The following is a 26,147-nucleotide window of genomic DNA, read 5'->3' on the forward strand; positions in this document are numbered from 1 at the left end:
GAGCTGAGCAATCGAGCCTGGCCGCCGAAGGCCTGACGTCATGGTTTCGTCATCGCGTCGCGGGGCATGTCACGCTCCGAGTGCGCGATGATCATCAGGGACTTCCGCCCATGACGCTGTAGCGGCAGGGCACCTCCGTACCGGGCGAATCACATCGACGAGGGCGACCTACCGAGGAGATTTGAGGTGACAACTGTCGCCGAACGCGTGCAGCAACACATCGAGCGCGGCCACACGGCGGATCTGCGGGAGGCCAGGCTGTTCTTGCGCGGGCCCGCGGCCGCCACCACCGACATCGCACTGTCGACCAGCGACTACCTGGCGCTGTCCGAGGACAGGCGCATCACAAGCGCCATGACCGAGTCCTTCCTCGCCCCGGACGAGGCCGATTCCGGCCCACTGGCGCGGCGGCTGGCGCACTACACGCACACCGCGGCGGCGGTGGTGTGCCAATCCGGCTGGGCGGCGAACATCGGATTGTTGCAAGCCATTGCCGCGCCGGGCATTCCGATACACGTCGGCGAGAACACGCACATGTCCTGGCGACAGGCAGCCCTCGCCGCGGCCGCGCCGCTACATATTTTCGGGGACAACGACCCCACTCGGCTGGCCGCACAGATCCGCGACCACGGCCCCGGCATCATCGCCGTCGACGCGATCGACAACACCACCGGCACGCGCAGCCCCCTCGCCGCGCTGTGCGACGTCGCCGAGGCGACCGGCTCGGTACTCGTCGTCGACGAATCGCACTCGCTCGGCGTCGACGGCCCGCACGGTGCGGGTGCGGTCGTCGGGCTCGGCCTCGCGTCCCGTGTACCGTTCCGCACCGCGAGTCTTGCCAAGGCCTTCGTCGGCCGGGCCGGGCTGGTCACCGCACTCGACCGCGACTTCGTCCCCTATTTCGAGTCGGTGGCCCATCCCGCGATCTTCTCCTCGGCGTTGCGGTCCCACGACATCGCCGGGCTGACCGCCACTCTGGAGGTGATCCGGGCCGAGGACGGTCGCCGTACCCGGCTCCGCGACATCGCCTGCACCGTCCGAAATGCCCTCGCCCACATAGGGTTCGACATGGCCGGGACCGACAGTCACATCGTTTCACTACCTACCGGCACCGAAGCCGGCGGCCGTGCCGTGCGCGCCATCCTGGAAGCACACGGCGTCCGCGGCGCTCCCTTCTGTCCGCCCGCGACCCCTCCGGGCAAGTCGCTGATTCGGCTGTCGCTGCATTCCGCGCTCACCGCCGAACAGATCGAACGCATCATCGCCGCATGCGCACAGGTCCACGCCGAATACCACCGCTGACAGCGACCCGCGCCGACCGTCACGAGCGCGAGCGCCGGATGCGCCACAGCATCATGACACCGACACCGGCCCAGACCACCGCCAGCGCGACAGCGAGGCCGGCACCGTAATTGCGGTCCAGCACAGTCGAATTCGCCACCGCACCCGCGCGTCCGATGACCGGAACGCTGACGATCGCCAGCACCACGGTGGCGACGACCCCGATGGTGACCGGCCCGCGCACGGAGCCGGGAATCAGATGCCGGACCGAGACGCCCACGCCGGCCGACAGCGGCGCGAAGACGGCGTCGTGCAACACCAGCAGCCCGACCGACCACACCGCGATCGACATCAGATCGGTCGTATTCATGTGCAGTACAAGGCTGATGCCGTAGCCCGCCGACGCGATACCCGCCGCGGCCAGCAGCACTCGCACGGCGTTCATCCGAGTGCCTCGATCGCCGACAGCCACTTGGTTTGCAGGACACCGGGCCGGTTGGGCGCGATCAGGCGGCAGGGGTAGCCATGATCCACATCCAGATCGGCCCCGTTGAGCCGCAAGGCGACCAGGGTCGCGTCGTCGATCGCGAAGTTGTGCGGCAGAGTCGAACTACCATAGAGCCCAGCCGATTCCAGCGATCGGAAGCCGACCGCGCCGCCGCGGTAGTCGCCCACGGCCGCGAGCAGGTCCCGGAGCCTGACACCGGTCCAGCGCGCCGATACGCTCCAGCCCTCCACACAGGAGATCGGCAGATCCACCGTGGTCTGCGGTAACCGCGCCAGCTCCGTTCGCGAGAATGTGCGGCGACCGCGTGCCACGCTCACCGCGAGTCGATACTCCGGATCCAGAGCTCGTTCGGTGACCGAAGCCTGTGCGGCGGTGCGGTTGACCGGTACGCCGAGCGGACCCATGCCGCTTCGCGGCGCCAGCACCGAGATCCGGCGCAGCCACGGCACCGACTGTCCGGCTACCGACAACCCCGCCAGCCCGGCCGACACGGCCGCCGCGCGGAGCACTGTCCGGCGCGAGACGGCCTGCTCCCCCGGCCGGGCCTGCGACCCCGAGCCGGACACCGCGGCACCGTCGTCACCGCCGAGGGCGGCCCGGACGGTCGGCAATTTCACCGCCAGGTGGATCGCGAGCGCACCGAATGCGACGTAGGCCATCGCGTAATGCGTTGTGGTGAAGAAAAACCGCCACGCATAGAACTGAGCGATATTGAACAGCCCGGTCGCGACCTGGAACAGCATTGCCGCTACTAGCACCGCGATCGAACCCCGTTCGGCCAGCCGCATCGGACCACCGATCACGGGGCGGGCGAACAACCGCGGATATACCGACCACAGCTTCACCAGGACCAGTGGAATGGTGATCACGCCCGAGATCACGTGGGTTCCCTGTGTCACGCGATAGAGCCATATCGGGTGAGCGGGCCACCGGAACCAGTCCGGCGGATGCTGAATCCAGTGGCTGATCAGACCGGTCACGAAACAGATCGTGACCGTCACCGCGATGGCGATGCCGATCCGCGCGGCCACGAACGGCGAGCGGGCCGGCGAGATGCGAGAACCGACCGCCGCCGGCAGGAGCAACCGGCGGTCGTGGTCGGTACTCATCGGCGCCGGGCCGCCGTGAGCGATTCGGCCGCCGCCGCGAACAATCCGCGGCACCCCGCGGCCACCTCGGCGATATCGGTGAACAGATCGACATCGTTGAGTTCGCGCAGCATCGCGACGCGGCAACCGTTGCGGGCCAACGCCTCTCGGGTGAGATCACCGGTTCGATCGGTGGACATCGGCACCTCCGCGAGTACTCGCGCCGCACGCACATCACACAGACCCAGTGCCCACCAGCCGCCGTCGGCCGCCGGCCCCAGCACCGCATCCGGGCCCGCCAGCAGCCGCGCCCCGCACTCGGCCAGCAGCGCCGGCCCGGCCTGCGGCGTGTCCATCCCGATCTGCAGGACAGGCAGCCCGAGACGAGCCGCGTCCGCGTGCGCGTTGGCCAACCGCACACCGAAACCGTCACCACGCTGCGGGACCACATCGAAATCGTGTAGCGCCGAACCGATTTCGCGAGCACGACAAGCCCGCTCCAAGTCGCCGGTCCACGCGACCACACCCCGCGCCGCCCCGCTGTCGCGGACCGCGGCCAGCGTGTCCAGAAGCGCGGCGGCGGCCAGATCCGCGGCCTCGGCCGGGGACAACGGCGGAGTCAACCGGGTCTTGGCGAATCCGGCGACAGGCGCCTTCGCCACCACCAGCAGTGTCAACGGCAGAACTGTCATCGCACACTCCAGAAGTCGCGGGCGGCACGCACCGTCCCGAGTACCGAACCGGAAACCTTCGACACACCGTGCGTGCGCGGGCGGTAAGTGACATCACGCTCGACGATCCGCCATCCGGCACGCGCCGCCCCCGCCAGCAGCGCCAGCGGATATCCCGACCGCGGATGCAGCGGGCCCAGCGCCACCAACTCCGTGCGGCGAACCACTCGCATCGCGGCCAGATCGTGGACCGGCAACGCGTAGCGACGCCGCAGCCACTGCGCCAGTAGCCAATTACCGAGGCGCGCATGCCACGGCCAGGCGCCGCGGACCGGGCGTCGGCGCCCGGCCACCATGGTGACACCGGGGCCCAGTTCGGCCACCAGCGACGGCAATTCGTCGGGCGCCATCGAACCGTCACCGTCGAGGACGGCCACCAGTTCGGTGGTCGCGGCCGCGATTCCCGCTTGTACGGCACTGCCGTAGCCGGGTACGGATTCGACGACCACCGTCGCGCCCGCGGCACGCGCCACCGCGGCGGTGTCGTCGGTCGAACCGTTGTCCACCACGACCACTCGATATTCCGGGGGAACCGCCGACAGGACGCCCGGTAGCGCGCCCGCTTCGTTCCGGCAGGGGATCACCACGGTCAGCTCTCTACTGGTTTCGACTGGGGTCACAGGGTTGACCGTAAGGCCGATCGCCGCGAAAAGGGCTGGTGACACAGGTGACGAAAGTATGACGACGCGATCTCGGCGGTGCCCGCCGGTGGCGTCGAGACCTACGGTGAACGGGTGAGCGATACCCGCAGCAGCACCGCATCGCAGACACGGCGAGTATCGGGCGTGCGCGCCGACATCCTCTGCGCGGCGGCAGCGGCGATCCTCGTCGCCGCCGCCTTCGTCGTCCCGAGGATCAGCACGCCGCACTATCGCGATTCCCTCTACGCCGCGGCGGCGCCCATCTTCGGCTCCTGGCTTCCGCACCTCGGATGGGGTACCGGGCCTGCGATCGTGCTCGCCGTCGCCGTCATCCTCTACGGCCCAAAGCTCGCCGCCGCGCTCCCCTGGCGTCGTCTGCTGCTGGGCACCTGGGTGACCGCGCTCGCGTGGGCGTTCTCCCTAGCCATGGTCGATGGGTGGCAGCGCGGTTTCGCCGGCCGGCTCACCACGATGCACGAATATCTGCACGAAGTCGGCGGAGTGCACGACATCCCGGCGATGCTGCGCGGGTTCTCCGGCCGGATCCTGGACTATCAGCCCGACTCGTGGACCACCCACGTGTCCGGCCATCCGCCGGGCGCACTGCTGGTGTTCGTCTGGCTGGACCGGATCGGATTGGGCGGCGGCGCATGGGCTTCCACGCTGTGCGTTCTGGTCGGGTGCAGCGCGTCGGTGGCCGTGCTGGTGGCGATGCGGGCATTGGGCGCCGAAGGCAGGGCGCGCACGGCCGCACCGTATCTCGCACTCGCTCCCGCGGCGATCTGGCTGGCGGTCTCTGCGGACGCGTTCTTCGCCGGAGTGGTCGCCTGGGCGGTGGCCGCACTCGCGATCGGAGTGGGTGGCCCGCGGTCACGCCCGCTGATCCTGTTCGGCTCCGGGGTGCTGTTCGGGTTCGGCATCTATCTCAATTACGGGCTGGTCCTGATGGCCGTCCCGGCCGCCGCGGTGGCGCTGCTGCGCGGTGTGCGAGCGGTGTGGCCCGCGGCGCTCGGCGTGCTGGCGGTGATCGCGGCATTCACCCTGTCCGGCTTCTGGTGGTTGGAGGGATATCACCTCGTGGTGCAGCGCTACTACCAGGGCATAGCGACGACGCGACCGATGTCCTACTGGATCTGGGGCAATCTGGCGGCCACCGTGTGCGCGGTCGGATTGGCATCCGTGGCGGCGTTGCATCGACTGCCGGGTGCCCTGCATGTGCCCGCACCGGCGGAGATTCGCGCCGCTCCGGCAACGGCGTTCGCGCGCTGGCGCACCCGCGCCGATCCGGCCGCGCTACTGGCCCTGGCGGCACTGAGCGGCTTGCTGCTCGCCGATCTCAGTGGCCTGAGCAAGGCCGAAACCGAGCGGATCTGGCTGCCGTTCGACATCTGGGTGATCGGCGGAACCGCCCTGCTGCCGGCGCGCACTGCCCGCGCCTGGCTGGCCGTTCAGGCCATCGGCACCCTGGTGCTGGCCCACCTCGTCCTCACGAATTGGTGAGCGCGATGCGCATTCTCGTCGCCGACGACGACCCCGTAGTGCGGGAGGTGGTCCGCCGCTACCTCGAACGCGACGGCATGACGGTCATCGAAGCCGCCGACGGCGTGCAAGCCGAACGCGCCCTGACCGGCGGTGATATCGACCTGGCCGTTCTCGATGTGATGATGCCCGCGCCCGACGGCATCGCGTTGTGCCGCGCGGTGCGCGAGGGCGAGCGTCCCGAGACACCGATCATCATGCTCACCGCCCTCGGTGAGGAGGAAGACCGAGTACTCGGACTGACCGCGGGCGCCGACGACTACCTGACGAAACCGTTCAGTCCGCGGGAGCTGGCGCTGCGAGTGGCATCGGTGCTGCGCCGCACCCATGCGCCGCCACCGACGGCCGGCGTGCTGCGCAGTGGCGAGATCCGCGTGCGGCCGGCCGCGCGGACCGTGGATGTCGCCGGTCGGCCGGTCTCACTGACGGCGCGCGAATTCGACCTGTTGTGTTTTCTGCTGTCCCATCAGCAGCGCGTGTTCAGCCGTACGGAACTGCTGGCGCAGGTGTGGGGGTGGGATTTCGGCGACCAGTCGACGGTGACGGTGCACGTCAAACGTCTGCGTGCCAAACTCGGCGATACCCACCGGATCGAGACGGTGTGGGGGCGTGGCTACGCCTGGGGTGCCGGGACAGGAGTTGACAGTGCCGAATGATGTTGCGGGACTGATCGGATGGGCCCTGGCCGGATCGGTGCCGGTCGTGGCACTCGGCGCGATGCTGCTGCGCGCCCTGCGCAACCGGGCCCTCGGGCTGTCGATGGTGATTCTGGTGTTGATTCCGACGCTGGCCACCCTCTGCGGTTTCCTCGCGGTCAGCGGTCTGATGTTCACCGACGCGCTCGCCAAGATGTTGGTGGTCCTCGTCGTGGTCACCGCGGTGACGGTGCCCGCGGCGGTCGTGCTGGGCCGGGCGCAGGCGCGGCAACTGGTCTGGGAGAAACAGATGCTCGATCAGGAACGCGCCGCCGAGGCGTCGCGGCGTGAACTGGTGGCCTGGGTCAGCCACGATCTGCGCACCCCGCTGGCCGGGATCCGGGCGATGGGCGAGGCGCTGGCCGACGGGGTGGCCGACCGGCCCGGCGACGTCGAACGCTACGGCGCGCAAGTCGTGCGCGAGACCACCCGATTGTCGGGCATGGTCGACGACCTGTTCGAGATGTCGAAGATCAACGCCGGGGCCCTGCGCCTGCACGTGGAACCACTGGATCTACGCGAGCTCATCGACGAAGTGGTCGCCGCCAACGCACCGGCCGCCGCACGCGCTGGAGTGAAACTCCGTGCCCGGCAACCCGATACGGCAATCACCGTCGCCGGCAGCGACCAGGCGCTGACCCGGGTGCTGACCAATCTCGTCGCCAATGCCGTTGCCCACACCCCGCCGAAGGGAGGCATCGACATCTCGGCGGGCACGGCGGACGGCAGTGCGTGGGTGCGCGTCGACGACAGTGGTCCCGGCATCGCCGAGGCAGACCTTCCCCGCATCTTCGAGGCCGGCTATCGCGGCACCGCCGCCCGTTCCCCGGCGGCCGAGGGCAGCGGTAGCGGTATGGGGCTGGCGATCGCCGCCGGTCTGCTGTCGGTCCAGCACGGTGAGATCACCGCATCGAACCGAGACAGCGGCGCCCGCTTCGAGATCCGGCTACCGCTACTGCTCGACGCTGCCACACGGTCGCGGCCTCACAACGGCAGGCTTTCGGCTTCCCGATGATCCGACCGGTCAGCAGTGCCGCCACTGCGGCGCTCCGACCCCGGCCGCTGCCCGTAAGGGCGCGGTGGCGAACTCGGTGAGACCCCGCGCGGGGTCGATCGCCGCGGTGAAGCCCAGCAGTTCACGTGCCCGATCCGGTCCGGCGACGATATGGCGCACATCGCCCGCACGGAATTCGCCGGTCACCACCGGCTCGGGACCACCGTGGGCGCGAGCGAGGATCGCGGCCACCGCGCCGATGCTGATCGGCCGTCCCGAGGCGATGTTCAGCGCCGTGAACCCGTCCAACGGCTGTTCGACGGCTCGCAGGTTGGCGACGGCGATATCGCCGACATGCACGAAATCGCGCATCTGGGCACCGTCCTCGAAGACACGCGGCGCCGAACCGGCCTCCAGCGCCGACCGGAAGATGGCGGCCACGCCGGAATACGGTGTGTCCTTGGGCATTTCGGGGCCATAGACGTTGTGGTAGCGCAGCGCGGTCACCGTCGAACCGGTGGCGGTGGCCCACGCCGCGGCATAGTTCTCCTGGGCGAGTTTGCTGGCGGCGTACAGGCTGCGCGGATCGAGTGGTGCGTCCTCGGGCACCGGCGCCCACCGCAGTGGCGCGCCGGTATCGGGGTGGCGATGATCGAATACGCCGCGCTCGAGGTCCGCACGCCGCCGCGGCAACGGCGTCACAGCCACGGAATCGGCTGTGCGGTAACACCCTTCGCCGTACACCACCATCGACGACGCCAGCACCAGCCGGCGGCAACCGGCCCGGTCCATCGCGGCCAGCAATACCGCGGTCCCCAGATCGTTGTGACTGGCGTAGGCGGGCGCATCCTGCACAGTCACCCCCGCCCCCACCACCGCGGCTTGATGGCACACCACATCGATGCCCGGTAGCAAGCGGTCCAGCGCATCCTGATCGCGCACGTCGACGCAATGCAGGCCGGTCGGTGGCCGGGCCTGGTCGCCGTGCGCCGCGGTGAGCATCGCGTCGACCGCCACCACCTCGTGCCCCGCATCGCTGAGCGCCCGCCACACATGAGATCCGATAAACCCGGCCGCGCCGGTCAGCAGAATCCGCATACCGAGATTGTGGCCACCCTCCCGGCGTGCCGCGGGTCCGCAGCGCCACCGGTAAGCAAACCGTCACATTCGCACCGGCCTCATCCGGCGTCAGCCGCGGCGGCGGGTCGCCGAACGCCGAAGTCGCCTCCGGGGTCGACCAAGGGTCGGCGAACGCGGTTTCGGGCCTGGCTCACACGGTCGTCGCTTGTCGGTCGCTGCCGACGGGCTGTGCGGTGGTTTCACCCTGTTCAGGTGAGCCGCTGACCGGCCGAGCTGCCTACCGTCGCAGTGACCACGGCCATGACAGCCCCGCCGTCGGCCCGCGGCCCGGGTGCCGGTCCCTCAGTCGGGAACACCCTCACGCTTCGCGAGCCGTTCTCGTTGCGGGATCACGGTGTACTTGGGGTCTTCGGCGGATGTGACGCCGGCGTGGAAGATGCCGAAGCGGGTGCACGCCGAGCTCGCCACCGCGGCGGCACCACCGATGATCGCAGCGGTCCTCGAGCGATGGCCCCACATTCCCCCGACCAGCGCACCGAATACCGATAATGCCTTGGCGGCGTTCATCAGTCGTCCCGCCGTCCCCTGGTGCAGCGGCTCTGCCGATAAACCCATTCGGCGGCTCATCAGTTCGCCGGCCGTCAATTCCGTTGCCGCACCGAGGATCAGGGCCCGGCGCGCAGGTGCCGCCTCGCTCGAGGGCGAGGCGAGGACCGCCAGTCCGCCCGCCGCCGTGGCGGCCGAGCCGACGAAGAGAAACGGCATCTCGCGATACCCGTCGTGCCAGGTCGGCACCGCGGTGTCCGACATCAGCGCCGCGGTGTAGGAAGCGACGGCAGGGCCGACGAAGCCTGCACCGACGGTCGCGGCCCTGCCGACGCGGGGAAACCACCCGGTGACCTCCGTGGCCGCGGCGACTCCCGCCAGCGGACCGTAGGTGGCCAGAATCCAGGAACCGACGCTCATCGGCGAACTCGGCTTGAAGACCCGCAACATCCGAACGAATCGTTCCGGTCGGCCCAGATCGTGGACCAGCGCCACCAGCGAGGCGAGAATGGCGACCAGGCCGCTGACCTTGGTGGCGCGGGCCATCTTTCGACGCCCGGTCAGCTCCGCGCCCATCGCCAGGACCGACGATCCGCCTGCCAGGCCACCGAGAAACAGGTAACCGGCGATGTCGCGTGCTTCCCACGTCGGCTTGTTGAGTATGGGCTTGCCGTAATAGGACTCGAAGTGCGCGTCGGGCACCATCTTCTTCTCGCCCCGGCCGCGCCCCCGCCGGCGGCGCGGCAACCGACCCACGTCTCCGGTGACGGCCATCCGATCCGGCGGCGCGAAAGGATCTTGTGGAATGCCGGTCCGCCTCTCGTGCTCGTTCATCGCCGCCCCTTCACGAACGTCGCCGACAGGCCGGCGAGCATGCCCAACGCCGCGATACCGACATTGCGCCACATGGCCGGTAGATCACGGGTGGTGACGATCGGGTCCGGCGGCAGGCCGTACACCTCCGGTTCGTCGAGCAGCAGGAAAAACGCTCCGGTGCCACCCACCCCGTCATGGGGATCCTCGCCGTACAGCCGGGCATCCGTCACGCCGGCGTCGTGGAGCTGCTGCACGCGTTCTTCGGCGCGCTCGCGCAGCTGCGACAGTTCGCCGAACTGGATGGAATCGGTGGGACAGGTTTTGGCGCAGGCAGGTTCCATCCCGTCCCCGAGCCGGTCATAGCACAGCGTGCACTTCCATACCCGGCCGTCGTCCTCGCGCTGGTCGATGACGCCGTACGGGCAGGCCGGCACGCAGTAGCCGCACCCGTTGCAGATGTCTTGCTGCACCACGACCGTTCCGAACTCGGTACGAAACAGCGCGCCGGTCGGGCAGACATCGAGGCATGCGGCGTGCGTGCAGTGTTTGCACACATCCGACGACATCAGCCAGCGGAACTCGCCCCGCTGCCCGTCACCGTCTCCCGGTTTGCTGGAACTCGGCATCCCGAGATCGACCACCTCGGCGGTATTCGCTTGTGCCGCAATCGGTTTGCGTTGTTCGACGAATGCGACGTGGCGCCAGGTGTCGGCGCCCAGCCCGCCGGTGTTGTCGTAGGACATGCCGGTGAAGTTCAAGCCGTCGTCGGGAACGTGGTTCCACTCCTTGCACGCCACCTCACAGGCTTTGCAGCCGATGCACACCGTGGTGTCGGTGAAGAATCCCATCCGCGGCTGCCGGTCCGGGTAGCCACCGTCGTACGGCGGGTCGTCGGCGGTCAGGTCTCGTTCGAGGTCCATGCTCACACTCCCGTGCCGGTCTTGTCGGTGACTCCTGCTCGCCGCTGGTAGTCGGCGACCATCGCGGTGGCGTCGGCGCCGCGCGGGCGACGTCCGGGGCGGATGTCGACGGTGAACGCCTTGACCTCCTGGATATGCGAATTCGGGTCCAGCACAACCGAAGACAACTCGTTGGCGGCGTCTCCCGTACTGAGTCCGTTGGGTCCCCAGTGGTACGGAAGGCCGACGTGGTGCACCGTGCGGTCCGCCACGATCAGCGGCGTCATCCGATCGGTGACCAGTACCCGGGCCTCGATCACCGCGCGCGGGCTGACAATCGTCGCCCACTCGCCGTTGATCAGGCCGCGTTCGCCGGCGAGTTCGGGTGAGACCTCGCAGAACATCTCCGGCTGCAGCTCCGACAGATACGGCGTCCAGCGCGACATTCCACCCGCGGTGAACTGCTCGGTGAGCCGGTAGGTGGTCGCCACGTAGGGGTAGACCCGAGCACCGGCATCGCCGGCGTCGGGTGCGTAGCGATTGTGCTGGTTGGCGAACACCATTCGTGACGGACTCCGCTGCTGACCGTAGAGCTCGTTGCGCACCGGTGAGTCCTGCGGCTCGTAGTGGGTCGGCAGCGGGCCGTCGGCGAGGCCGGCCGGGACATACAGCCACCCCTTGCCGTCGGCCTGCATGATGAACGGGTCGATGCCCGACAACGCGTCCACACCTGCGGCGTCGTCGCCGGGCCGGTAGTCCGGCGGCTTGGTCGCCTGGAAATCCGGCACATCCAGGCCGGTCCACTTCTGCTGGTCGGCGTCCCACCACACGAGCTTCTTGCGTTCGCTCCATGGGGATCCGTCGGGTGCGGCCGAACAACGGTTGTACATGATCCGTCGGTTGTCGGGCCAGGCCCAGGCCCATTCGAGCGCGACCCAGTCCTGCTCGGTGTGCGGTTTGCGGCGCGCTGCCTGGTTCACGCCGTCCTTGCGAACTCCGCAGTAGATCCAGCATCCGCACGTGGTCGAGCCGTCGTTGCGCAACTGCGTGTAGCTGTCCAGCGGCTTGCCCTGTCCGTCGAAGCCGTTGATCTCGGCCAGCACGGCGTCGGCGTCGGGTTCGGCGGTATCGCCCGATGTCGGGTAGTCCCAGGTGAGATCGAGGATCGGACGGTCTCTCGGGTCGGTGGAACCGGCCATCTTCTCGCGGATGATGCGCCCGAGGTGATAGGTGAACCACAGGTCGCTACGGGCGTCGCCATCGGGCTCGACGGCCTGGTCGTGCCACTGCAGCAGGCGGTTGGTGTTGGTGAAACTGCCCGACTTCTCGGTGTGCGCGGCGGCGGGAAAGAAGAACACCTCGGTGGCATTGTCCTCCGGATGGATCTCACCGGTCTCGACTTCGGGGCCGTCCTTCCACCAGGTCGCACTCTCGATCAACGAAAAGTCGCGCACCACAAGCCAATCCAGATTCGACATGCCCAGCCGCTGCAGTTTGGCGTTCGCCGAGCCGACGGCCGGGTTCTCGCCCAACAGGAAATAGCCCTTGCACCGGCCTTCCAATTGCTCGAAGACCGTGTCGTAGGTGCTGTGCGAGCCGGTGAGCCGGGGCAGATAGTCGAAGCAGAATTCGTTGTCCGCGGTCGCCGCGTCGCCCCACCACGCCTTGAGCAAGCTGACGAGATAGTCGTCCATGTTTGCCCAGAAGCCGATACGGGCGGCGTGTGAGGCGATGAAATCGGCGCGGCTCTGCCGCGGCATCGCGTACGGCATCGGAATGTAGCCGGGCAGCAGGTTGAACAGCGTCGGGATATCGCTGGAACCTTGGATGCTGGCGTGCCCGCGCAAGGCCTGGATACCGCCGCCGGGCCGGCCCATATTGCCGAGCAGCATCTGCAGCACGCAGGCGGCGCGGATGAACTGGCTGCCCGTGCTGTGCTGAGTCCAGCCGACCGCGTAGACGAATTCGCTGGTGCGTTCGAGGCCCGAATTCTCCGTCAGATGCCGGCAGACCTCGGCAAAGGTTTCCGGCGGGATGCCACAGATGCGGTGCACCATGTCGGGCGTGTAGCGGGCGTAGTGACGCTTCAGGATCTGGAAGACGCAGCGCGGATGCCGCAACGTCTCGTCGCGGACGAACTCGCCCTCCAGAGCCGCGCCGCCCATACCGTGCTGCTCCGGGCGACCGGCGGAACGCACGTCGTCTTCCTTGTGCGGCTCACCCGATCCACGGCCACGCTGCCCCGACGCCGAGGCCACATCGACGCCTTCGTATTGCCACTCGGCGCTCTTGTAGTGCCGGGCCTCCGGTTCGAAACCGGAGAACAGGCCGTCGAGGTCTTCGGTGTCCTCGAACTCCTCGTCGACGATCGTCGCCGCATTGGTGTAGTTGACGACGAACTCCCGGAAGTACTGGTCCTGGGAGAGAACATGATTGATGATCCCGCCCAGAAACGCGACATCGGTGCCCGCGCGGATCGGGACGTGCAGATCCGCCAGTGCGCTGGTGCGCGTGAACCGGGGATCGACGTGAATGACCACCGCGCCGCGCGCCTTGCCCTCCATCACCCACTGGAAGCCGACCGGATGACACTCGGCGAAATTGGATCCCTCGATGATGATGCAGTCGGCGTGCTGCAGGTCCTGCAGAAAGGTTGTTGCCCCACCGCGACCGAAGGAGGTGCCCAGGCCGACGACGGTCGAGCTGTGGCAGACCCGGGCCTGATTCTCGATCTGCACGACGCCCAGCGCGGTGAACAGCTTCTTGATCAGATAGTTCTCTTCGTTGTCGAGCGTGGCGCCGCCCAGACTCGCGATACCCATGGTGCGGGCGGTGCGATTGCCGTCGACCTCGTCCTGCCAATACTCGCGCCGAGTGGCGATCACTCGATCCGCCACCATATCCATGGCCCGCTCGAGGCTGATCGGTTGCCAGTCGGTGGCATGCGGCGGCCGATAGAGGACCTGATGCCGCCGCGCCTCCCCGGTCGTCAATTGCAGGCTGGCAGCACCTTTCGGGCACAGTCGCCCGCGGCTGACCGGTGAGTCCGGATTGCCTTCGATCTGAACGACCTTCTCGTCTTTGACATAGACCTTCTGCGAACACCCCACCCCGCAGTACGGGCACACCGACGTGACGACACGGTCTGCCTCGGTCGTTCTGGCCCGCAACGATCGACTGTGCTCGGACTGCGCGGCGGCCGCTTTGCCGAGGGGATCGTCGCCGGTCAATTGCCGGTAGACCGGCCACTCCGTGATCCACTGACGTACACCCACCGCGCCTCCTCGGCTCGGACGTCGAAGTCCTCGCCGGGCTACCCGCGATCTCGGGACTCAAACGTGGCGCACCGACAGTTCCGGCGTCGACGCGGTGTGGCAGGGCAGTGATCCGACGGTGCCGATCCCGGCGGATGTTGCATCGAGTTTGCATCGTTCGACGTATGATCGGGTCGAGTCGGGCCGGAAAGCCCGATTCGGATGTCTCGGTCTCGGAAGTCCCTGGCCGATGTGATCGACGCGGCGCTCATTGCGTGATCCGCGCGTTGCCACGCTGGTTTCGTGGCGGTCGGTGAATGCCGTTCAGTACTTCCGGACTTGTTCGAACCGATGGCGGCGGCAGATCGTGGAAGGGAAATCCCGCGTGGCCCGGTACCTTGTTGCGGCCACCCCGATTCCGGGGCATGTGGCGCCGATGCTGGCCGTCGCCGCCGATCTGCGGCGGCGCGGCCATCAGGTGCGCGTGCTCAGCGGTGCGGCCTTCGCCACCGCGGCACAGTCATCGGATGTGCCCTTTGTGCCGTTACCCGCAGATGCCCAGGTCGTGCGCGTCCCGGAGTCGTCTGCTGGTATGCCGGGGCCGGCGCGGCGATGGCGAACCGGGCGGGCCGAGATGCGTTCCGGGTTTCTGGCGCCGCTCGCGGGTCAATATCGCGCACTCACCGCTGAACTGGCGCGCTCGCGCGCCGATGTGGTGCTGGCCGACGTCATGTTCACCGGCGCCATCCCACTGCTGCTCGCCGCGCGGCAGCGGCCACCGGTTGTGGTGTGCGGGGTGGTCCCGCTGATGCTGAGCAGCGCCGACAGCGCACCGTTCGGTATCGGCTGGCAGCCGACGGCCGGCCGCGACTACACGATGATGAACCGAGTCGTCCACACAGTGCTGTTTCGTCGCGATCGGTCGGCTTTCGACACGATCCTACGAAAGCTGGGAGTGGGTCCATCCCCGATATATCCGCTGGACTGGCCGATACTGGCTGAGCGAATGCTCCAATTCACGGTGCCGGAGTTCGAATACCCCCGCCGCGACCTGCCACCTTCGCTGGTCTTCACCGGCCCCGTTCCGGTGTCACCATCGGAGGCGGCGTTGCCCGGCTGGTGGGATGAAGCGTTGTCCGACGGGCGCAAGGTCGTGATCGTGACCCAGGGGACGTGGAACAACAGCGATCTCGGGCAGCTGATCCGGCCGACCTTGTCCGCATTGGCGGGGCGCACCGACGTCGTGGTCGTCGCCTGCACAGGAGGCGCGCCGACGCGGATTCGGCCCGTCGCGGCGAATACGTACGTGGCCGACTTTCTGCCGTATGCGCGGCTGCTGCCGCATGTCGCGGTGATGATCACCAACGGCGGGTACGGCGGCGTGCAGCAGGCGCTGAGCCACGGCGTGCCGCTGATCGTCGCGGGCGACGCGGCCGACAAACCCGAGGTCGCGGCGCGGGTGGCATACACCGGTACGGGCATCGATCTCGGCACCGGACATCCGAGCCCCGCTGCTCTGGCCGAGGCTGTGAACCGAGTCCTGTCCACGCCTCGATTTCGTACTGCGGCAAGCCGATTGGCGAGTGCGATGGAGCGCACGACTCCCTTCGACACGATCGACGAGCAGCTCGCCGCGGTAGCCGGCAACCGATTTCCCTCGGGGCCGCCACTTCCGTCGGCGGATGTCTCGGCCGATCGGCGCACGTCATGACACGGGCGGAATTCGACGCGGCCGGCATCTTCGAGCCCGGGCTGCGGCAATCGTATCGACTGTGCCGGAAAATCAACGCTCGCCACGGGAAGACGTTCTTCCTCGCCACCCGGCTGCTGGCCCCCGATCAACGACCTGCCGTCCATGCGCTCTACGGGTTCGCCCGCCGCGCCGACGACATCGTCGACGAGATCGACCCACAGCGCACCGCTGACCGGCGTAGAAGCGAATTGGACACGCTGGCAACGCAATTCACAGACGTCGCGATGTCCGGCGACCCGGTACTCGCGGCGGTGCGACACACCGCCGAAAGTTACCGCATACCCGCCGACCTGTTTCAGTCCTTTCTGGCTTCCATGCGTATGGATCTGTTCGTCACCGACTACCCGGACCGAGCCGCTCTCGACCGTTACGTGTACGGGTCGGCCGAGGTCATCGGATTACAGCTACTGCCGGTCCTGGGCACTGTCGAATCGGAAACGGCCGCAGCCCCGTACGCCGCGGCACTCGGAAAAGCCTTCCAGCTCACCAATTTCCTGCGCGATATCGACGAAGATCTCGCACGTAACCGCGTCTATCTACCGGCCGACGAATTGGCCGCTCACGGCGTCGACCGCGAGTTGCTGGCCTGGTGCCGCCGTCGAGGCCGCATCGAGCCCCGAGTACGACAGGCCCTGATCGCACAGCACGAGATCACCCGTGAGATATACGAATTCGCGCGCGGCGGGATCGAGCTCCTGGCCCCGCGATCGCGCCCGTGTGTTGCCTCGGCGCTGACGCTGTATTCGGAAATTCTCGATCGGATCGCCGCGGCGGAATTCGAGGTTTTCGGTCGTCGGGCCACCGTCACGACCGCCCGGAAGGCGCGCGTCGGCGCCGCCGGCATGGTGCGGGCTTGGCTGGCTCGCCGATCGTCGCCTCCCGCACCACGGTGGGCGGAAACCTCGCGTCGGGCGTCCACCACCACCGAATCACCCGGCCGGGAGTGAGGAACCGGGATGGATCGATGGCAGTATTTTCTGGTGCTGGCCGCCTGCCTGATCACCACGGCGCCACTGGAATTCCTCGGCTCCGGTGTGTATCGCAGGCCCCGCCGGCTTGCCGCGGCTCTGACACCGGCTTTGGTGTTCGTCGTCTGGGATCTCATTGCGATCGCCGCCGGAGTCTGGGGTTTCTCCGCCCGCTACCTCGTCGGGGTCCGGCTGCCCGGCGCGATTCCGCTCGAGGAACTGCTGTTTTTCATCGTCATCCCCCTGTGCGGCCTGCTGACCTTCTCCGCGGTCGAAAGGCTGCTGGCCATTCGACCGCGCGGCCGTGCCGGAAAGGAAGTGGAGAAATGACCTTGCACGGAATCGGATACACCCTGCCTGCCGTGTGCGCGCTGGCGGTGGTGTGCGCGGCGGAATATGCGTGGCTGCGAACCGGACTGTTTCGCCGGCCGGCGTATTGGTTGACGATGATCATCGTGCTCGTCGTCCAGATCCCGGTGGACGGCTGGCTGACCAAGCTGGACGCGCCGATCGTTCGTTACGACACCGACCAGATTCTCGGTCTGCGATTCCCCTGGGATATCCCGGTCGAGGATTTCCTGTTCGGTTTCGCGTTGGTGACATCGGTTCTGCTGGCCTGGGAATGGGCTCGGCGACGGGAGCCCGCACGATGAAACGCCACGCGACGCCCCCGGTCGACCAGGCCCGCGACCATCGGCGAGTGCACTACCCGGCCGCTGCGGGCCGACGGGATCTCCGGCAGGAAGGGCGAGCGCCCCACGCGGTGGTCGTGGGCGCCGGCATCGCGGGTTTGGCGGCCGCCACCGGGCTGGCCGAGCGTGGCTTCCGAGTCGAGGTGGTCGAACGCGAGCGATACCTCGGCGGTCGGGTGGGCGGCTGGACCCAGCAGCTCGACGACGGCACACCGGTCGGCATGAACCGCGGGTTCCACGCCTTCTTCGCCCAGTACTACAATCTGCGTAAACTATTGGCGCGCAGTAACACTCGCCTGCTTCGCCTCGACGACTACCCGCTCGTCGACGACCGCGGCCGCCGCGACACCTTCCGCGGGCTACCCCGGACACCACCGTGGAACGCGCTCGCCTTCGCCCTGCGCAGTCCGACATTTCGCCTGCGCGACCTCCTGCGCATGGACCCGCGCGCCGCTGCCCCGTTGGCCACGGTCTCGGTGCCGGAAACCTTCGACCGACTCGACCACCTGGATGCGGAAACGTTTTTGCGCGCGATCAACTTTCCCGACGCCGCCCGCCACCTCGCCTTCGAAGTATTTTCCCGCAGCTTCTTCATCGAGCCCGGCCGGATGTCGGCGGCAGAGCTGGCCATGATGTTTCATATCTACTTCCTCGGCTCCAGCGAGGGCCTGTTCTTCGATGTCGCGCGGGACAATTTCGATGTCGGCCTGTGGTCCCCCCTGGCGGAATATCTCTGCGGGACAGGCGTTCCCGGCAGGCCGGGCCGCACCGAGTTCCATACCGGCGTGACGATCGAGCGGATAGAACCCCGCGGCGCGGGCTTCCGGGTGATCGACGACAACGACGCCGCAGTGGACACCGACGCCGTGGTACTGGCGACCGATGTGGGCGGGCTGAAACGACTCGTTTCCGCGTCACCGGAATTGGGCAATACCGAATGGCGTTCACGCGTAACCGAATTGGCCACCGCACCGTCGTTCGCGGTGCAGCGACTGTGGCTCGATCGCCCGGTGCGTGCGGATCGACCGAGTTTCCTCGGCACCGGCAATCTCGATCCGCTCGACAACATCAGCGTCGTGCACCGCTACGAGAAGCAGGCCGCGGCGTGGGCGGCGAGGACCGGCGGTAGCGTCGTCGAATTGCACGCCTACGCGGTGCACGACGGCACAGCCGTTCGCGCCGTCACCGAGAAGCGCCTGCTGGAGCGGTTGCACGAGATCTACCCCGAAACAGCCCCCGCTCGGATCGTGGGACAAACCACGCTGTGGCGGCAGGACTGCCCTCGCTTCGCACCCGGAGACTTCGCGCGCAGACCCGGGACGACGACACCGCATCCGCAGCTCGTACTCGCGGGAGACGGTATCCGGGTCGATCTTCCGGTGGCCTTGATGGAACGCGCCGCGACGACCGGTTGGATCGCCGCCAACACCCTGCTGGCGCGGTGGGGTGCGGCCGGGCACGATTTGCATACGGTGCCCTCCCAAGGACGGTCATGGGCATTGCGCACGCTCGCTATGCGCGGGAGGACATCCTGATGAGCACCGGCCCCGAGCCGTCACGGCGATCCGGACGCTCTCCCCTGCAACGGTTCTCCGCCGAACGATGGACACAGCAGAAGCCCACCTACCGCGACGCGAACCCCGCGTTGATCGGTGCCGTGCTGCGGTGGTCGCAGCAGCAGCCTTCGGGAAATTGGTACGCCTTCGCCGCCAGCCGCAGCATTCGCCGCGACCGGCCCTACGGCACCACCGTCGGCGGGGTCGAGATCGTGGCGTGGCGCGACGGGGACAACACACTGCACGTGGGCCCCGGAGCATGCCCTCATCTGGGCGCCGACCTGGCGACCGCGCGAGTCGACGATGCCACGCTGATCTGCCGGTGGCACGGTATGCGGGTCGGTGACAACGGATCCGCGCGCTGGTGTCCGTTCCCCAGCCACGACGACGGTGTGCTGGCCTGGGTGCGGCTCGACGCGCTCGGTGAGGAAACCCCGACCGACGCACCGATACTCGGCGCCCGCCCCGCCGACTGCACCGTGCACGCGGTCACCCGCCTGATCGGGGTATGCGAACCGGCCGACATCATCGCCAACCGGCTCGACCCCTGGCACGGCGCCTGGTTCCATCCCTATTCGTTCGCCCGCCTGCACGTGACCCGGACACCGCCGCGCACCGGAATCACCGCGGACAACCACCGGTTCGTTCTGGCGGTCACGTTCCGAGTAGCCCACGGCATCGGCGTACCCGTCGAGGCCGAGTTCACCAGCCCGGATCCACGCACGATCGTGATGCGGATCGTGTCCGGCGAAGGCGTGGGCAGCGTCGTCGAAACCCACGCCACGCCATTGGGTCCCGGCTCCGACGGCCTGCCCCGCACCGCCGTCGTCGAAGCCGTCGTGGCCGACTCCGAACGTCCGGGTTTCCGGTATGCGCGCCGGGCGACGCCATTGCTGCGACCGCTCATGAACTACGCGATGCGGCGCCTGTGGCGCGATGACCTCGCCTACGCCGAGCGCCGCTACCATCTTCGCCGATCGAAGTCCTCGACCCGGCCGCCGCAACCACATGCGTGACGATCACGAACTGCGGCAGCTTCGCCCCGACTCACCGCGATGTCACAGTCCGCGGGTCTGCTCCGTCGACTCTGTAGCAGGCACCACCGGGTGCCGCACCCGCCGAAAACCTACGGAGCTCCGATGACCGCTTCCGCGCAGACCGCCCCCGTCCTCGTACGTGCCGATGAGGCCGAGAACCTCCAGGACGGCGCGCTGAGCCTGATCACCCTGCTCGCCGACGCCGGACAGACCGGCGGGGCGCTGACCGCCAACAAAGCGACCCTGCGCAAGGGCTCCCCCGGCGCGCCGGCCCATTTCCACACCGCCGCGACCGAAATGTTCCTGGTGCTGAACGGATCCGTGCGGATTCTGCTGGGCGAGAACATCGTTCGTCTCGAACAAGGTGATTTCCTGACGGTGCCGCCCACAGTCCCCCACGCGTTCGCCCCGGCCGCAGGGGCCGATGCCGAACTGCTCGTGGTCTTCACTCCGGGGTTGCACCGGTTCGACTACTACCGACTGCTCGAACGGGTTCATCGCGGCGAGGCGAGCGTCGAGGAGATCCGGGCGAGCTCGCAACGCTACGACAACCACTACGTCGACAGCCCCGTCTGGCGAAATGAGCTCGCCGACGCCTGAGCATCCGCGAAGCTCCGCGTTTCGGCAAAGAGGGGCCCGGCGGCTCGGATCCGCCGGGTCCCGCACTGTCATGGAGTGCCACGACATCGCACGCATGTTGGCCGGCCAGACCTCCCCCGCCGAGGGCGATCGCGATGCCTCTATCGGTTACCGGTGACAGCTGCGCGGTCTACACGACCGCGGGGCGGCGGGCGGCGTTGGCGTCGATGGCCGTCACGATCTCGTCGAGCAGCGGGGCGGGCAGGTCGTGGCCCATCGCCGCCAACGGCAGATAGGTCGATCCGGGGACCGCCGCGTGGGTCGCTTCGCCGCCGGCGATCGTGATGAGCGAATCCTCGGCGCCGTGGATGACCAGGGTCGGCACCTGCAGCGTGCGCAGGCGCTCGGTGCGGTCCGGGGCCATCAGGGCCGCCGACATCTGGCGGAATGGCCCCTCGGGGTGGCGACCGCGTGCACGGTCGTATGCCAGGGTGGCGACGGCGTAGCGGCGCTCGCGTTCACTGTCGGCGTAGGTTTTCGAGCCGATGAGGGCATACAGGGCCACGATCTGCTCGATCGCTTCCTCGCGATCGGGGGGCAGGGGTTTGAGCATCTCCTCGCGCACGTCGTCGCTGGGAGCGCCGACGCTGGAGTGCGGCGTACTCATGATCGAGCAGAGCGACCATACCCGCTCGGGATGCTGGATCGCGAGGAGTTGGGCGACCATTCCGCCCAGCGAAGCGCCCACCACGTGAGCCTTCTCGATCCCGAGGTGATCGAGCAGTTCGACGGTGTCGCTCGCGATCGCTTGCAAGAAGTACGGGCCCGGCGTGGCCGTCCACTCGGTGAGACCGCTGTCGCGGTTGTCGGGGCGGATCACGCGGTAGCCGCGGACGCCGAGGTTTTCGACGATTTCCTGGGGCCAATGAATCAACTGCGAGTTCAGACCCATGATCAGCAACAGCGGTTCCCCCGCCGGGTCACCCTCGTCGCGGTAACACATGGTGACCTTGGACAGGTCGGCGAATCTGTCGATCGCATCGCTCATGACAAACCTCCCGAAGTTGTGGACGACCATGGCAAACGCGGAGCTTGCAGGACGAGCTGTACTCGGGTGTTCGTGAATCGGAGAATCGCGATGGTCCACTTCGATGATCGGAACCGCCACCGCCTATCCATGATTACCCAAGGCAGCGTTGCGGCGCAACGATTCCGCAAGCGTCCACGAAATCGACTCCGCCGGCGAGCCCCCGTCACGGTGCAGCGCCGACTCGGACCGTGCGTCGTCGCGGGCGGAGAATGAACAGGAACCGACCGAACGACCGTGGAGGGCCCTGTGACCGGCAATCAGCCACCTGAGTTCGACGGGAAGTGCGCCTTCGCCGTCAGTGCCGCCGGTGTCGAACGTGCGCCGACCGGCAAGTCGAAGCACACCGTGGTCGAGGACGGCAAGACCTATGTCTTCGGCGGCGCGGTACCCAAGCTGCTGTTCCGGCTTCTGCCCGGCAGTGCCCGGCGGGCGCAGGCACGCTGGGCGGCCGGACAGACCGGCGGGACCGGTTCGGTGTGAGGATCGCTGCAGCACGCGCCGAATATTTCGACGGCTTGTCGGCGCTCGTCGTGGCCTTCTACGCCGAGGGCGGGTTCACCACGCCCGAAAGCGTATTACGGCGAAACCTCCTGTCGCTGAACGGATCCGACACGGCCAGGGTCTGCGTCGCCGACAACGACGGTCGCCTGCTCGGCTTCGCGGTCACCACGACCAGCTTCGGCTTGGAGCACGGGCTCATCGCCGAGCTCGAGGACCTCTATGTGATTCCGGCGGCACGACGCCGCGGCGTCGCCACCGCCCTGATCGACGACAGTGCCACGTGGGCGCGAACCCGCGGGTGCCACCACCTCGAACTCGTCATCGCACCCACCAGCCGCGATGCCGCCCACCTGGACAGTTACTACCGATCGCGAGGCTTCCGCGACGACGGACGCCGACTCCTGACCCGAGAACTCTGACCACCTCACCTGCACGGCAGCGACCCGCTCGCCCGCTCTCGGATACCTCGCACTACGGTGCGGCGTCGAACCGGGCCTCCGGCCGGGGCGCCGACGGCGAAGGTGCCGATGCCGGCGAATCACCGCGCCGTTGCGATTCCCACCGGCGGCCCGGGGTGTTCAGCGGCGGCAGGTCAACTGTTGCAGCACAACAATATACGAGGTGCTCCGTCGAACCGGAGCAGCGGCGCTGATGCCTGGTTGCACCGTCGCGTCCGAAAGGCGATTCTGGAGGAGTGCGAGCCCGTGACGTGGAGATCGGGCACACCTACGTGGTCCTGGTCCCCCACCGACTACCGATCGCCCGCTACCCCGAACGCGAGCTACCGGGCACACCGATATGGGTCGCCGGACTTCTGGCCGGCGCCCGCTTCCGGCTCACCGTGACCAGTATCGACCGCGACACCGACCCAGCGACCGCCGAAGGGCTCCGGCTCATCGAACGCGCCCACACCGACATCGCGCTCACCTCCGGCCAGGCGGCCGACCTCGGCCTGCCCGCCGGCCAGGGCTACCGAGTGGTGGGAATGCTGGTCGACCGCACCGGCCGCCCGGCCCGCGTGCCGTCCCTCGAGACCATCCGGGTGCCGGTCCGGTGGCTGTACCCGGCCGAAGATCCACGCCTACTGGCCAAACCCCACCGCGACGCCGACCTATGGCCCTTCATCTGAACCACACAGCGCATGGACCTCATCGGGCAGGTCGGTAGAAGCTGCCTTCGACCATCCCCACCGCCGCAACCACCGCGTTGGCCACTCTGACACGGCGACAGCATGTCCGAACCGGAAAACGCCGCCGCCTGTGGTGCGCCCCTCGACACGCAACTGCGGCTGTTCTGCTATCTCATGCTCGGCTCGGTCGACGCCGCCGACCGCATGATGCGGCAGATCTACCGTCACGCACCCGACCATCAAGATGATCGGCAGACCGAGCAATCAGAACGCGCCCGACTGTTCGGTATCGCCGCCGACCTCTGTGGCGTCCGCAATTGTTCACCGCACTGATCGGAGTGCTGCCGCGATGAAGCTGTCGGCCGCGGGAGTCGATATGCCCTAGCGGTTCACAGCTTTCAGTGCACGGTCGTACACTGAATCGATGAGCGATCGGCAACAGTCGGAGATCGAGGCGCTCGCCCGGTTGGCGGGCGATGAACTCGGCGGTGCCGTCGACGGGGTCGCCACGGTGCATCGCGCCATCTCCGATCACGTCTTCGCGGCCGTGCGGCTGGGCGTCGGCCCGGCGGCTCTGCCGGTGCAGGTGGTGCACGACATCATCGCCGACAGCGTGTACCGGATCGCCAGCGGTTCCGCGGTCTCGGCGGGCATGCTGGCCGAACATGCCGCGACGTTCTCCGGGGTATCCGCTCCATCGCGTACGGTTTTCGGTTCGGGCTTCCTCGCTGCCCTGCAGGGGTTGATCGGTGACACTCTCGCCCAGCAGCGGCCGATTCTCGCCCCTCCCATGACGTTTCGCTCCGGCGGCGAACCGGTGGCGCCGGAACGGCTCGCGGAGTACATCACGAACCCGAGCGGTCGGGTCGTGATCTTCCTGCACGGTTTGGCGGAAACCGAACACGCGTGGCGTCTCGGCGGCAGACCGACCTATGCCGAACGACTCGAGGCCGATCTCGGCTGCACATCCCTTCAGGTGCGGTACAACAGCGGTCTGCACATTTCCGAGAACGCCCGGCAACTGGACGATCTGTTACAGCGCCTCGTCGAGCACTGGCCGGTCGAGGTCGAACAGTTGTCGCTGGTCGGCCACTCGATGGGTGGGCTCATCGCCCGTGGTGCGTGTTTCGACGCCACCGAGGAGGGGCGTTCCTGGGTACGCCACGTGCGCCAGATCGTCTGCCTCGGGTCACCTCATCTCGGGGCGCCGCTCGAGCAATTCGTCCATTACCTCTCCGCGGCGCTGGTCCGCCTCCCGGAGACCCGCCCGTTCGGACGACTGCTACGCCGCCGCAGTGCGGGCATCCGCGATCTGCGTCAAGGTTCACTGGTCGATCAGGACTGGGACGGTGTGGACGCGGACGCGTTGCGCCGCCGAGCGATCCGCGAGGTTCCGCTGCTCGAGGGCGCCGATCATTACTTCGTCACCGCGACCATCACTCGCAGCCCGCACCATCCTCTGGGCCGCGTCATCGGGGACGGTTTGGTGCTCACCACGAGCGGTTCGGGCCGAAATCGCGCCCGGCGCATCGGTTTCGACGACGACAACGGCATGCATTTGCCCGGGGCGAACCATTTCACGCTGCTCAACCATGAGGCAGTCTATGAAGCGTTGTCCCACTGGTTGCGCGGCGAGCGCGAACAGAAGTCGCTACGTTCGCGCTGAGTCGGACGAAGCTGTGTACACGTGGCGTCGACAAGCAAGAATGGAACCCCGTGAGCCCGACCTTCAGGATCCTGACGACCGCGATACAGGCAGCGGGCGCTCGCGCACTGTCGATGCCCTCGGCGGGGTGGTCGCTGCTGGCGCCCAAGCGCCCCGTCGTCGACGGTCAGCAACTCTCCCCGCGCCTGCACGTGTTGGCCACCCTCGGAAAACGTGAACTGCTCGCCCGACGGCCCCCGTCCCCGGCAACTCGAGCCCGCTTCGATGTCCTGACACGCATCGCCGGCGGCATCGACCACACCGAGGCCGCTGTCGAAACCATCCAGCTGAGCGGTCCGGCCGGCCCGCTCAGCGCGCGACTGTACGAACCCACGCAACTGCGGCGACCATGCGGCCTGCTGGTGTACGTGCACGGCGGCGGATGGCATCTGGGCAGTGCCGCCGGTTTCGACGCACCCGCCCGACTCCTGGCCACGCGCGCCCGCGTGAAAGTACTGTCGGTCGACTACCGGCTCGCGCCCGAACATCCCTTCCCCGCGGCATTCGACGATGTACTCGCCGCGTACCGATTCGCTGTCGATCACGCACCGGACTGGAGTGTCGACAGCACCCGGATCGCGATCGGCGGCGACAGCGCCGGCGGCAATCTGGCATCGGCGATCGCCCTGCATCTCGGTGCGGACTCTCGATACCGACCGGCTCTGGCTGTGCTGCTGTATCCGGTGGTCGACACCAGCATGGACGGCTACCGATCCAGCGACCTGTTCACCGTCCCCTTGGATCGCGGCTGCGTCGAACGAGCCCTGACTTGGTACGCCCCCGGCCCGCACACCGCCCTCGACCCACGAGTGTGCGTGCTGCGCGCGCAGAATTTGAGCCTCATGCCCGCCACTCACATCGCCACCGCCGGAATGGATGTCCTTCGAGACCAAGGCGAAGCCCTGGCCCGTCGACTCGACGACCTCACCGTACCGGTATCGCTCGAACGCTACGACAACCTGCCGCACGGATTCGCCACCATGCTCGCAGATCCCGACGCACGCGCCGCCACCGAAGACATCGCCGATGCCGTCCGCGCACGAATAGGCGAGCCCTAGCACCAGG

General features: G+C 67.9%; 26 protein-coding genes. 17 read left to right on the forward strand and 9 right to left on the reverse strand.

The features are described from left to right. The first annotated feature begins 186 nt into the window (after positions 1–186). Entirely contained in the window at positions 187–1,302 is a 1,116-nt protein-coding gene (locus C8258_RS21205; RefSeq protein ID WP_106956699.1) for an aminotransferase class I/II-fold pyridoxal phosphate-dependent enzyme, read from the forward strand. A 19-nt stretch (positions 1,303–1,321) separates the two neighbouring features. Here the strand turns inward: C8258_RS21205 and C8258_RS21210 are convergent, their stop codons facing one another. The 4 genes from C8258_RS21210 to C8258_RS21225 are packed head-to-tail and all read right to left on the reverse strand — an operon-like array spanning position 1,322 to position 4,228. Then, on the reverse strand, positions 1,322–1,726 hold the full coding sequence (locus C8258_RS21210; protein ID WP_106956700.1) for a hypothetical protein: 405 nt from the start codon (positions 1,724–1,726) through the stop codon (positions 1,322–1,324). Beyond that, positions 1,723–2,898 carry a molybdopterin-dependent oxidoreductase gene (locus tag C8258_RS21215; RefSeq protein WP_106956732.1) on the reverse strand — a complete coding sequence of 392 codons (1,176 nt, stop codon included), beginning with the start codon at positions 2,896–2,898 and terminating at the stop codon, positions 1,723–1,725. The genes C8258_RS21210 and C8258_RS21215 overlap by 4 nt, the downstream gene beginning before the upstream one ends. After that, on the reverse strand, positions 2,895–3,569 hold the full coding sequence (locus C8258_RS21220; protein ID WP_106956701.1) for a DUF2064 domain-containing protein: 675 nt from the start codon (positions 3,567–3,569) through the stop codon (positions 2,895–2,897). The genes C8258_RS21215 and C8258_RS21220 overlap by 4 nt, the downstream gene beginning before the upstream one ends. Continuing rightward, entirely contained in the window at positions 3,566–4,228 is a 663-nt protein-coding gene (locus tag C8258_RS21225; protein WP_063011611.1) for a glycosyltransferase family 2 protein, read from the reverse strand. The genes C8258_RS21220 and C8258_RS21225 overlap by 4 nt, the downstream gene beginning before the upstream one ends. A gap of 114 nt (positions 4,229–4,342) precedes the next feature. On the opposite strand from C8258_RS21225, the gene C8258_RS21230 reads away from it, so the two are divergent. The 3 genes from C8258_RS21230 to C8258_RS21240 are packed head-to-tail and all read left to right on the forward strand — an operon-like array spanning position 4,343 to position 7,498. Next, positions 4,343–5,749: a hypothetical protein gene (locus tag C8258_RS21230; protein ID WP_369974792.1), complete on the forward strand. Its 1,407-nt coding sequence runs from the start codon at positions 4,343–4,345 to the stop codon at positions 5,747–5,749. A 5-nt stretch (positions 5,750–5,754) separates the two neighbouring features. Further along, positions 5,755–6,444: a response regulator transcription factor gene (locus C8258_RS21235; protein WP_106956734.1), complete on the forward strand. Its 690-nt coding sequence runs from the start codon at positions 5,755–5,757 to the stop codon at positions 6,442–6,444. Beyond that, entirely contained in the window at positions 6,434–7,498 is a 1,065-nt protein-coding gene (locus tag C8258_RS21240; protein WP_106956702.1) for a sensor histidine kinase KdpD, read from the forward strand. Before C8258_RS21235 ends, C8258_RS21240 begins: the two co-directional genes overlap by 11 nt. A 9-nt stretch (positions 7,499–7,507) precedes the next feature. Here the strand turns inward: C8258_RS21240 and C8258_RS21245 are convergent, their stop codons facing one another. The 4 genes from C8258_RS21245 to fdh all read right to left on the reverse strand — a co-directional run bounded on the left by C8258_RS21245 (position 7,508) and on the right by fdh (position 14,093). Beyond that, positions 7,508–8,575 (reverse strand): NAD(P)-dependent oxidoreductase, encoded by a 1,068-nt coding sequence (locus tag C8258_RS21245; RefSeq protein WP_106956703.1) that lies wholly within the window; start codon positions 8,573–8,575, stop codon positions 7,508–7,510. Between the two features lie 324 nt (positions 8,576–8,899). Then, a complete protein-coding gene (nrfD, locus tag C8258_RS21250) occupies positions 8,900–9,937 on the reverse strand; it encodes an NrfD/PsrC family molybdoenzyme membrane anchor subunit (RefSeq protein WP_106956704.1) in 1,038 nt (345 codons plus the stop codon). Then, positions 9,934–10,839, reverse strand: a complete 906-nt coding sequence (locus C8258_RS21255; protein ID WP_106956705.1) for a 4Fe-4S dicluster domain-containing protein — start codon at positions 10,837–10,839, stop codon at positions 9,934–9,936. The genes nrfD and C8258_RS21255 overlap by 4 nt, the downstream gene beginning before the upstream one ends. A gap of 2 nt (positions 10,840–10,841) precedes the next feature. Continuing rightward, complete coding sequence (gene fdh, locus C8258_RS21260) at positions 10,842–14,093, reverse strand: formate dehydrogenase (protein ID WP_106956706.1); 3,252 nt, start codon at positions 14,091–14,093, stop codon at positions 10,842–10,844. Between the two features lie 292 nt (positions 14,094–14,385). Here fdh and C8258_RS21265 point away from each other — a divergent pair, with 292 nt between their 5' ends. From C8258_RS21265 to C8258_RS21295, 7 genes are all read left to right on the forward strand, one after another. After that, positions 14,386–15,783: a nucleotide disphospho-sugar-binding domain-containing protein gene (locus tag C8258_RS21265; RefSeq protein WP_233225232.1), complete on the forward strand. Its 1,398-nt coding sequence runs from the start codon at positions 14,386–14,388 to the stop codon at positions 15,781–15,783. After that, a complete protein-coding gene (locus tag C8258_RS21270) occupies positions 15,780–16,772 on the forward strand; it encodes a phytoene/squalene synthase family protein (RefSeq protein WP_106956707.1) in 993 nt (330 codons plus the stop codon). Before C8258_RS21265 ends, C8258_RS21270 begins: the two co-directional genes overlap by 4 nt. Positions 16,773–16,781: 9 nt before the next feature. Beyond that, positions 16,782–17,123: a lycopene cyclase domain-containing protein gene (locus C8258_RS21275; protein WP_106956708.1), complete on the forward strand. Its 342-nt coding sequence runs from the start codon at positions 16,782–16,784 to the stop codon at positions 17,121–17,123. Positions 17,124–17,125: 2 nt separating this feature from the next. Next, the gene (locus C8258_RS21280; protein WP_106956736.1) at positions 17,126–17,446 is read left to right on the forward strand and encodes a lycopene cyclase domain-containing protein; all 321 of its coding nucleotides are present in this window, start codon (positions 17,126–17,128) and stop codon (positions 17,444–17,446) included. Further along, positions 17,443–19,020, forward strand: a complete 1,578-nt coding sequence (locus C8258_RS21285; RefSeq protein ID WP_106956737.1) for an FAD-dependent oxidoreductase — start codon at positions 17,443–17,445, stop codon at positions 19,018–19,020. Before C8258_RS21280 ends, C8258_RS21285 begins: the two co-directional genes overlap by 4 nt. After that, complete coding sequence (locus C8258_RS21290; RefSeq protein ID WP_106956738.1) at positions 19,020–20,057, forward strand: DUF5914 domain-containing protein; 1,038 nt, start codon at positions 19,020–19,022, stop codon at positions 20,055–20,057. The genes C8258_RS21285 and C8258_RS21290 overlap by 1 nt, the downstream gene beginning before the upstream one ends. Before the next feature lie 123 nt (positions 20,058–20,180). Next, the gene (locus C8258_RS21295; RefSeq protein WP_106956739.1) at positions 20,181–20,678 is read left to right on the forward strand and encodes a cupin domain-containing protein; all 498 of its coding nucleotides are present in this window, start codon (positions 20,181–20,183) and stop codon (positions 20,676–20,678) included. Positions 20,679–20,847: 169 nt separating this feature from the next. Here the strand turns inward: C8258_RS21295 and C8258_RS21300 are convergent, their stop codons facing one another. After that, positions 20,848–21,705: an alpha/beta fold hydrolase gene (locus C8258_RS21300; protein ID WP_106956709.1), complete on the reverse strand. Its 858-nt coding sequence runs from the start codon at positions 21,703–21,705 to the stop codon at positions 20,848–20,850. A 288-nt stretch (positions 21,706–21,993) separates the two neighbouring features. Between C8258_RS21300 and C8258_RS21305 the strand changes: the two genes are divergently transcribed. The 6 genes from C8258_RS21305 (at position 21,994) to C8258_RS21330 (ending at position 26,140) form a co-directional block, all read left to right on the forward strand. Beyond that, on the forward strand, positions 21,994–22,227 hold the full coding sequence (locus C8258_RS21305; protein WP_106956710.1) for a hypothetical protein: 234 nt from the start codon (positions 21,994–21,996) through the stop codon (positions 22,225–22,227). Further along, the gene (locus C8258_RS21310; RefSeq protein ID WP_106956711.1) at positions 22,224–22,667 is read left to right on the forward strand and encodes a GNAT family N-acetyltransferase; all 444 of its coding nucleotides are present in this window, start codon (positions 22,224–22,226) and stop codon (positions 22,665–22,667) included. Before C8258_RS21305 ends, C8258_RS21310 begins: the two co-directional genes overlap by 4 nt. A 275-nt stretch (positions 22,668–22,942) precedes the next feature. Then, positions 22,943–23,377, forward strand: coding sequence for a hypothetical protein (locus C8258_RS21315; protein WP_146161296.1), 435 nt, complete (start codon positions 22,943–22,945; stop codon positions 23,375–23,377). A 102-nt stretch (positions 23,378–23,479) separates the two neighbouring features. After that, complete coding sequence (locus C8258_RS21320) at positions 23,480–23,710, forward strand: hypothetical protein (RefSeq protein ID WP_106956713.1); 231 nt, start codon at positions 23,480–23,482, stop codon at positions 23,708–23,710. A 91-nt stretch (positions 23,711–23,801) separates the two neighbouring features. Beyond that, entirely contained in the window at positions 23,802–25,043 is a 1,242-nt protein-coding gene (locus tag C8258_RS21325; protein WP_106956714.1) for a triacylglycerol lipase, read from the forward strand. A gap of 50 nt (positions 25,044–25,093) precedes the next feature. Continuing rightward, a complete protein-coding gene (locus C8258_RS21330; RefSeq protein ID WP_106956715.1) occupies positions 25,094–26,140 on the forward strand; it encodes an alpha/beta hydrolase in 1,047 nt (348 codons plus the stop codon). The last annotated feature ends 7 nt before the right edge of the window (positions 26,141–26,147 follow it).

It is taken from the genome of Nocardia sp. MDA0666, assembly GCF_003023875.1.
Classification (GTDB): Bacteria; Actinomycetota; Actinomycetes; order Mycobacteriales; family Mycobacteriaceae; genus Nocardia; species Nocardia aobensis.

Excerpts from the sequence above, each read along its gene's own strand:
- C8258_RS21220 (WP_106956701.1), bottom strand. The coding sequence starts at position 3,569 with ATGACAGTTCTGCCGTTGACACTGCTGGTGGTGGCGAAGGCGCCTGTC.
- nrfD (WP_106956704.1), bottom strand. The coding sequence starts at position 9,937 with ATGAACGAGCACGAGAGGCGGACCGGCATTCCACAAGATCCTTTCGCG.
- C8258_RS21235 (WP_106956734.1), top strand. The coding sequence starts at position 5,755 with ATGCGCATTCTCGTCGCCGACGACGACCCCGTAGTGCGGGAGGTGGTC.
- C8258_RS21290 (WP_106956738.1), top strand. The coding sequence starts at position 19,020 with ATGAGCACCGGCCCCGAGCCGTCACGGCGATCCGGACGCTCTCCCCTG.
- C8258_RS21295 (WP_106956739.1), top strand. The coding sequence starts at position 20,181 with ATGACCGCTTCCGCGCAGACCGCCCCCGTCCTCGTACGTGCCGATGAG.
- C8258_RS21270 (WP_106956707.1), top strand. The coding sequence starts at position 15,780 with ATGACACGGGCGGAATTCGACGCGGCCGGCATCTTCGAGCCCGGGCTG.
- C8258_RS21255 (WP_106956705.1), bottom strand. The coding sequence starts at position 10,839 with ATGGACCTCGAACGAGACCTGACCGCCGACGACCCGCCGTACGACGGT.
- C8258_RS21275 (WP_106956708.1), top strand. The coding sequence starts at position 16,782 with ATGGATCGATGGCAGTATTTTCTGGTGCTGGCCGCCTGCCTGATCACC.
- C8258_RS21285 (WP_106956737.1), top strand. The coding sequence starts at position 17,443 with ATGAAACGCCACGCGACGCCCCCGGTCGACCAGGCCCGCGACCATCGG.
- C8258_RS21215 (WP_106956732.1), bottom strand. The coding sequence starts at position 2,898 with ATGAGTACCGACCACGACCGCCGGTTGCTCCTGCCGGCGGCGGTCGGT.
- C8258_RS21210 (WP_106956700.1), bottom strand. The coding sequence starts at position 1,726 with ATGAACGCCGTGCGAGTGCTGCTGGCCGCGGCGGGTATCGCGTCGGCG.
- C8258_RS21325 (WP_106956714.1), top strand. The coding sequence starts at position 23,802 with ATGAGCGATCGGCAACAGTCGGAGATCGAGGCGCTCGCCCGGTTGGCG.
- C8258_RS21300 (WP_106956709.1), bottom strand. The coding sequence starts at position 21,705 with ATGAGCGATGCGATCGACAGATTCGCCGACCTGTCCAAGGTCACCATG.
- C8258_RS21320 (WP_106956713.1), top strand. The coding sequence starts at position 23,480 with ATGTCCGAACCGGAAAACGCCGCCGCCTGTGGTGCGCCCCTCGACACG.
- C8258_RS21245 (WP_106956703.1), bottom strand. The coding sequence starts at position 8,575 with ATGCGGATTCTGCTGACCGGCGCGGCCGGGTTTATCGGATCTCATGTG.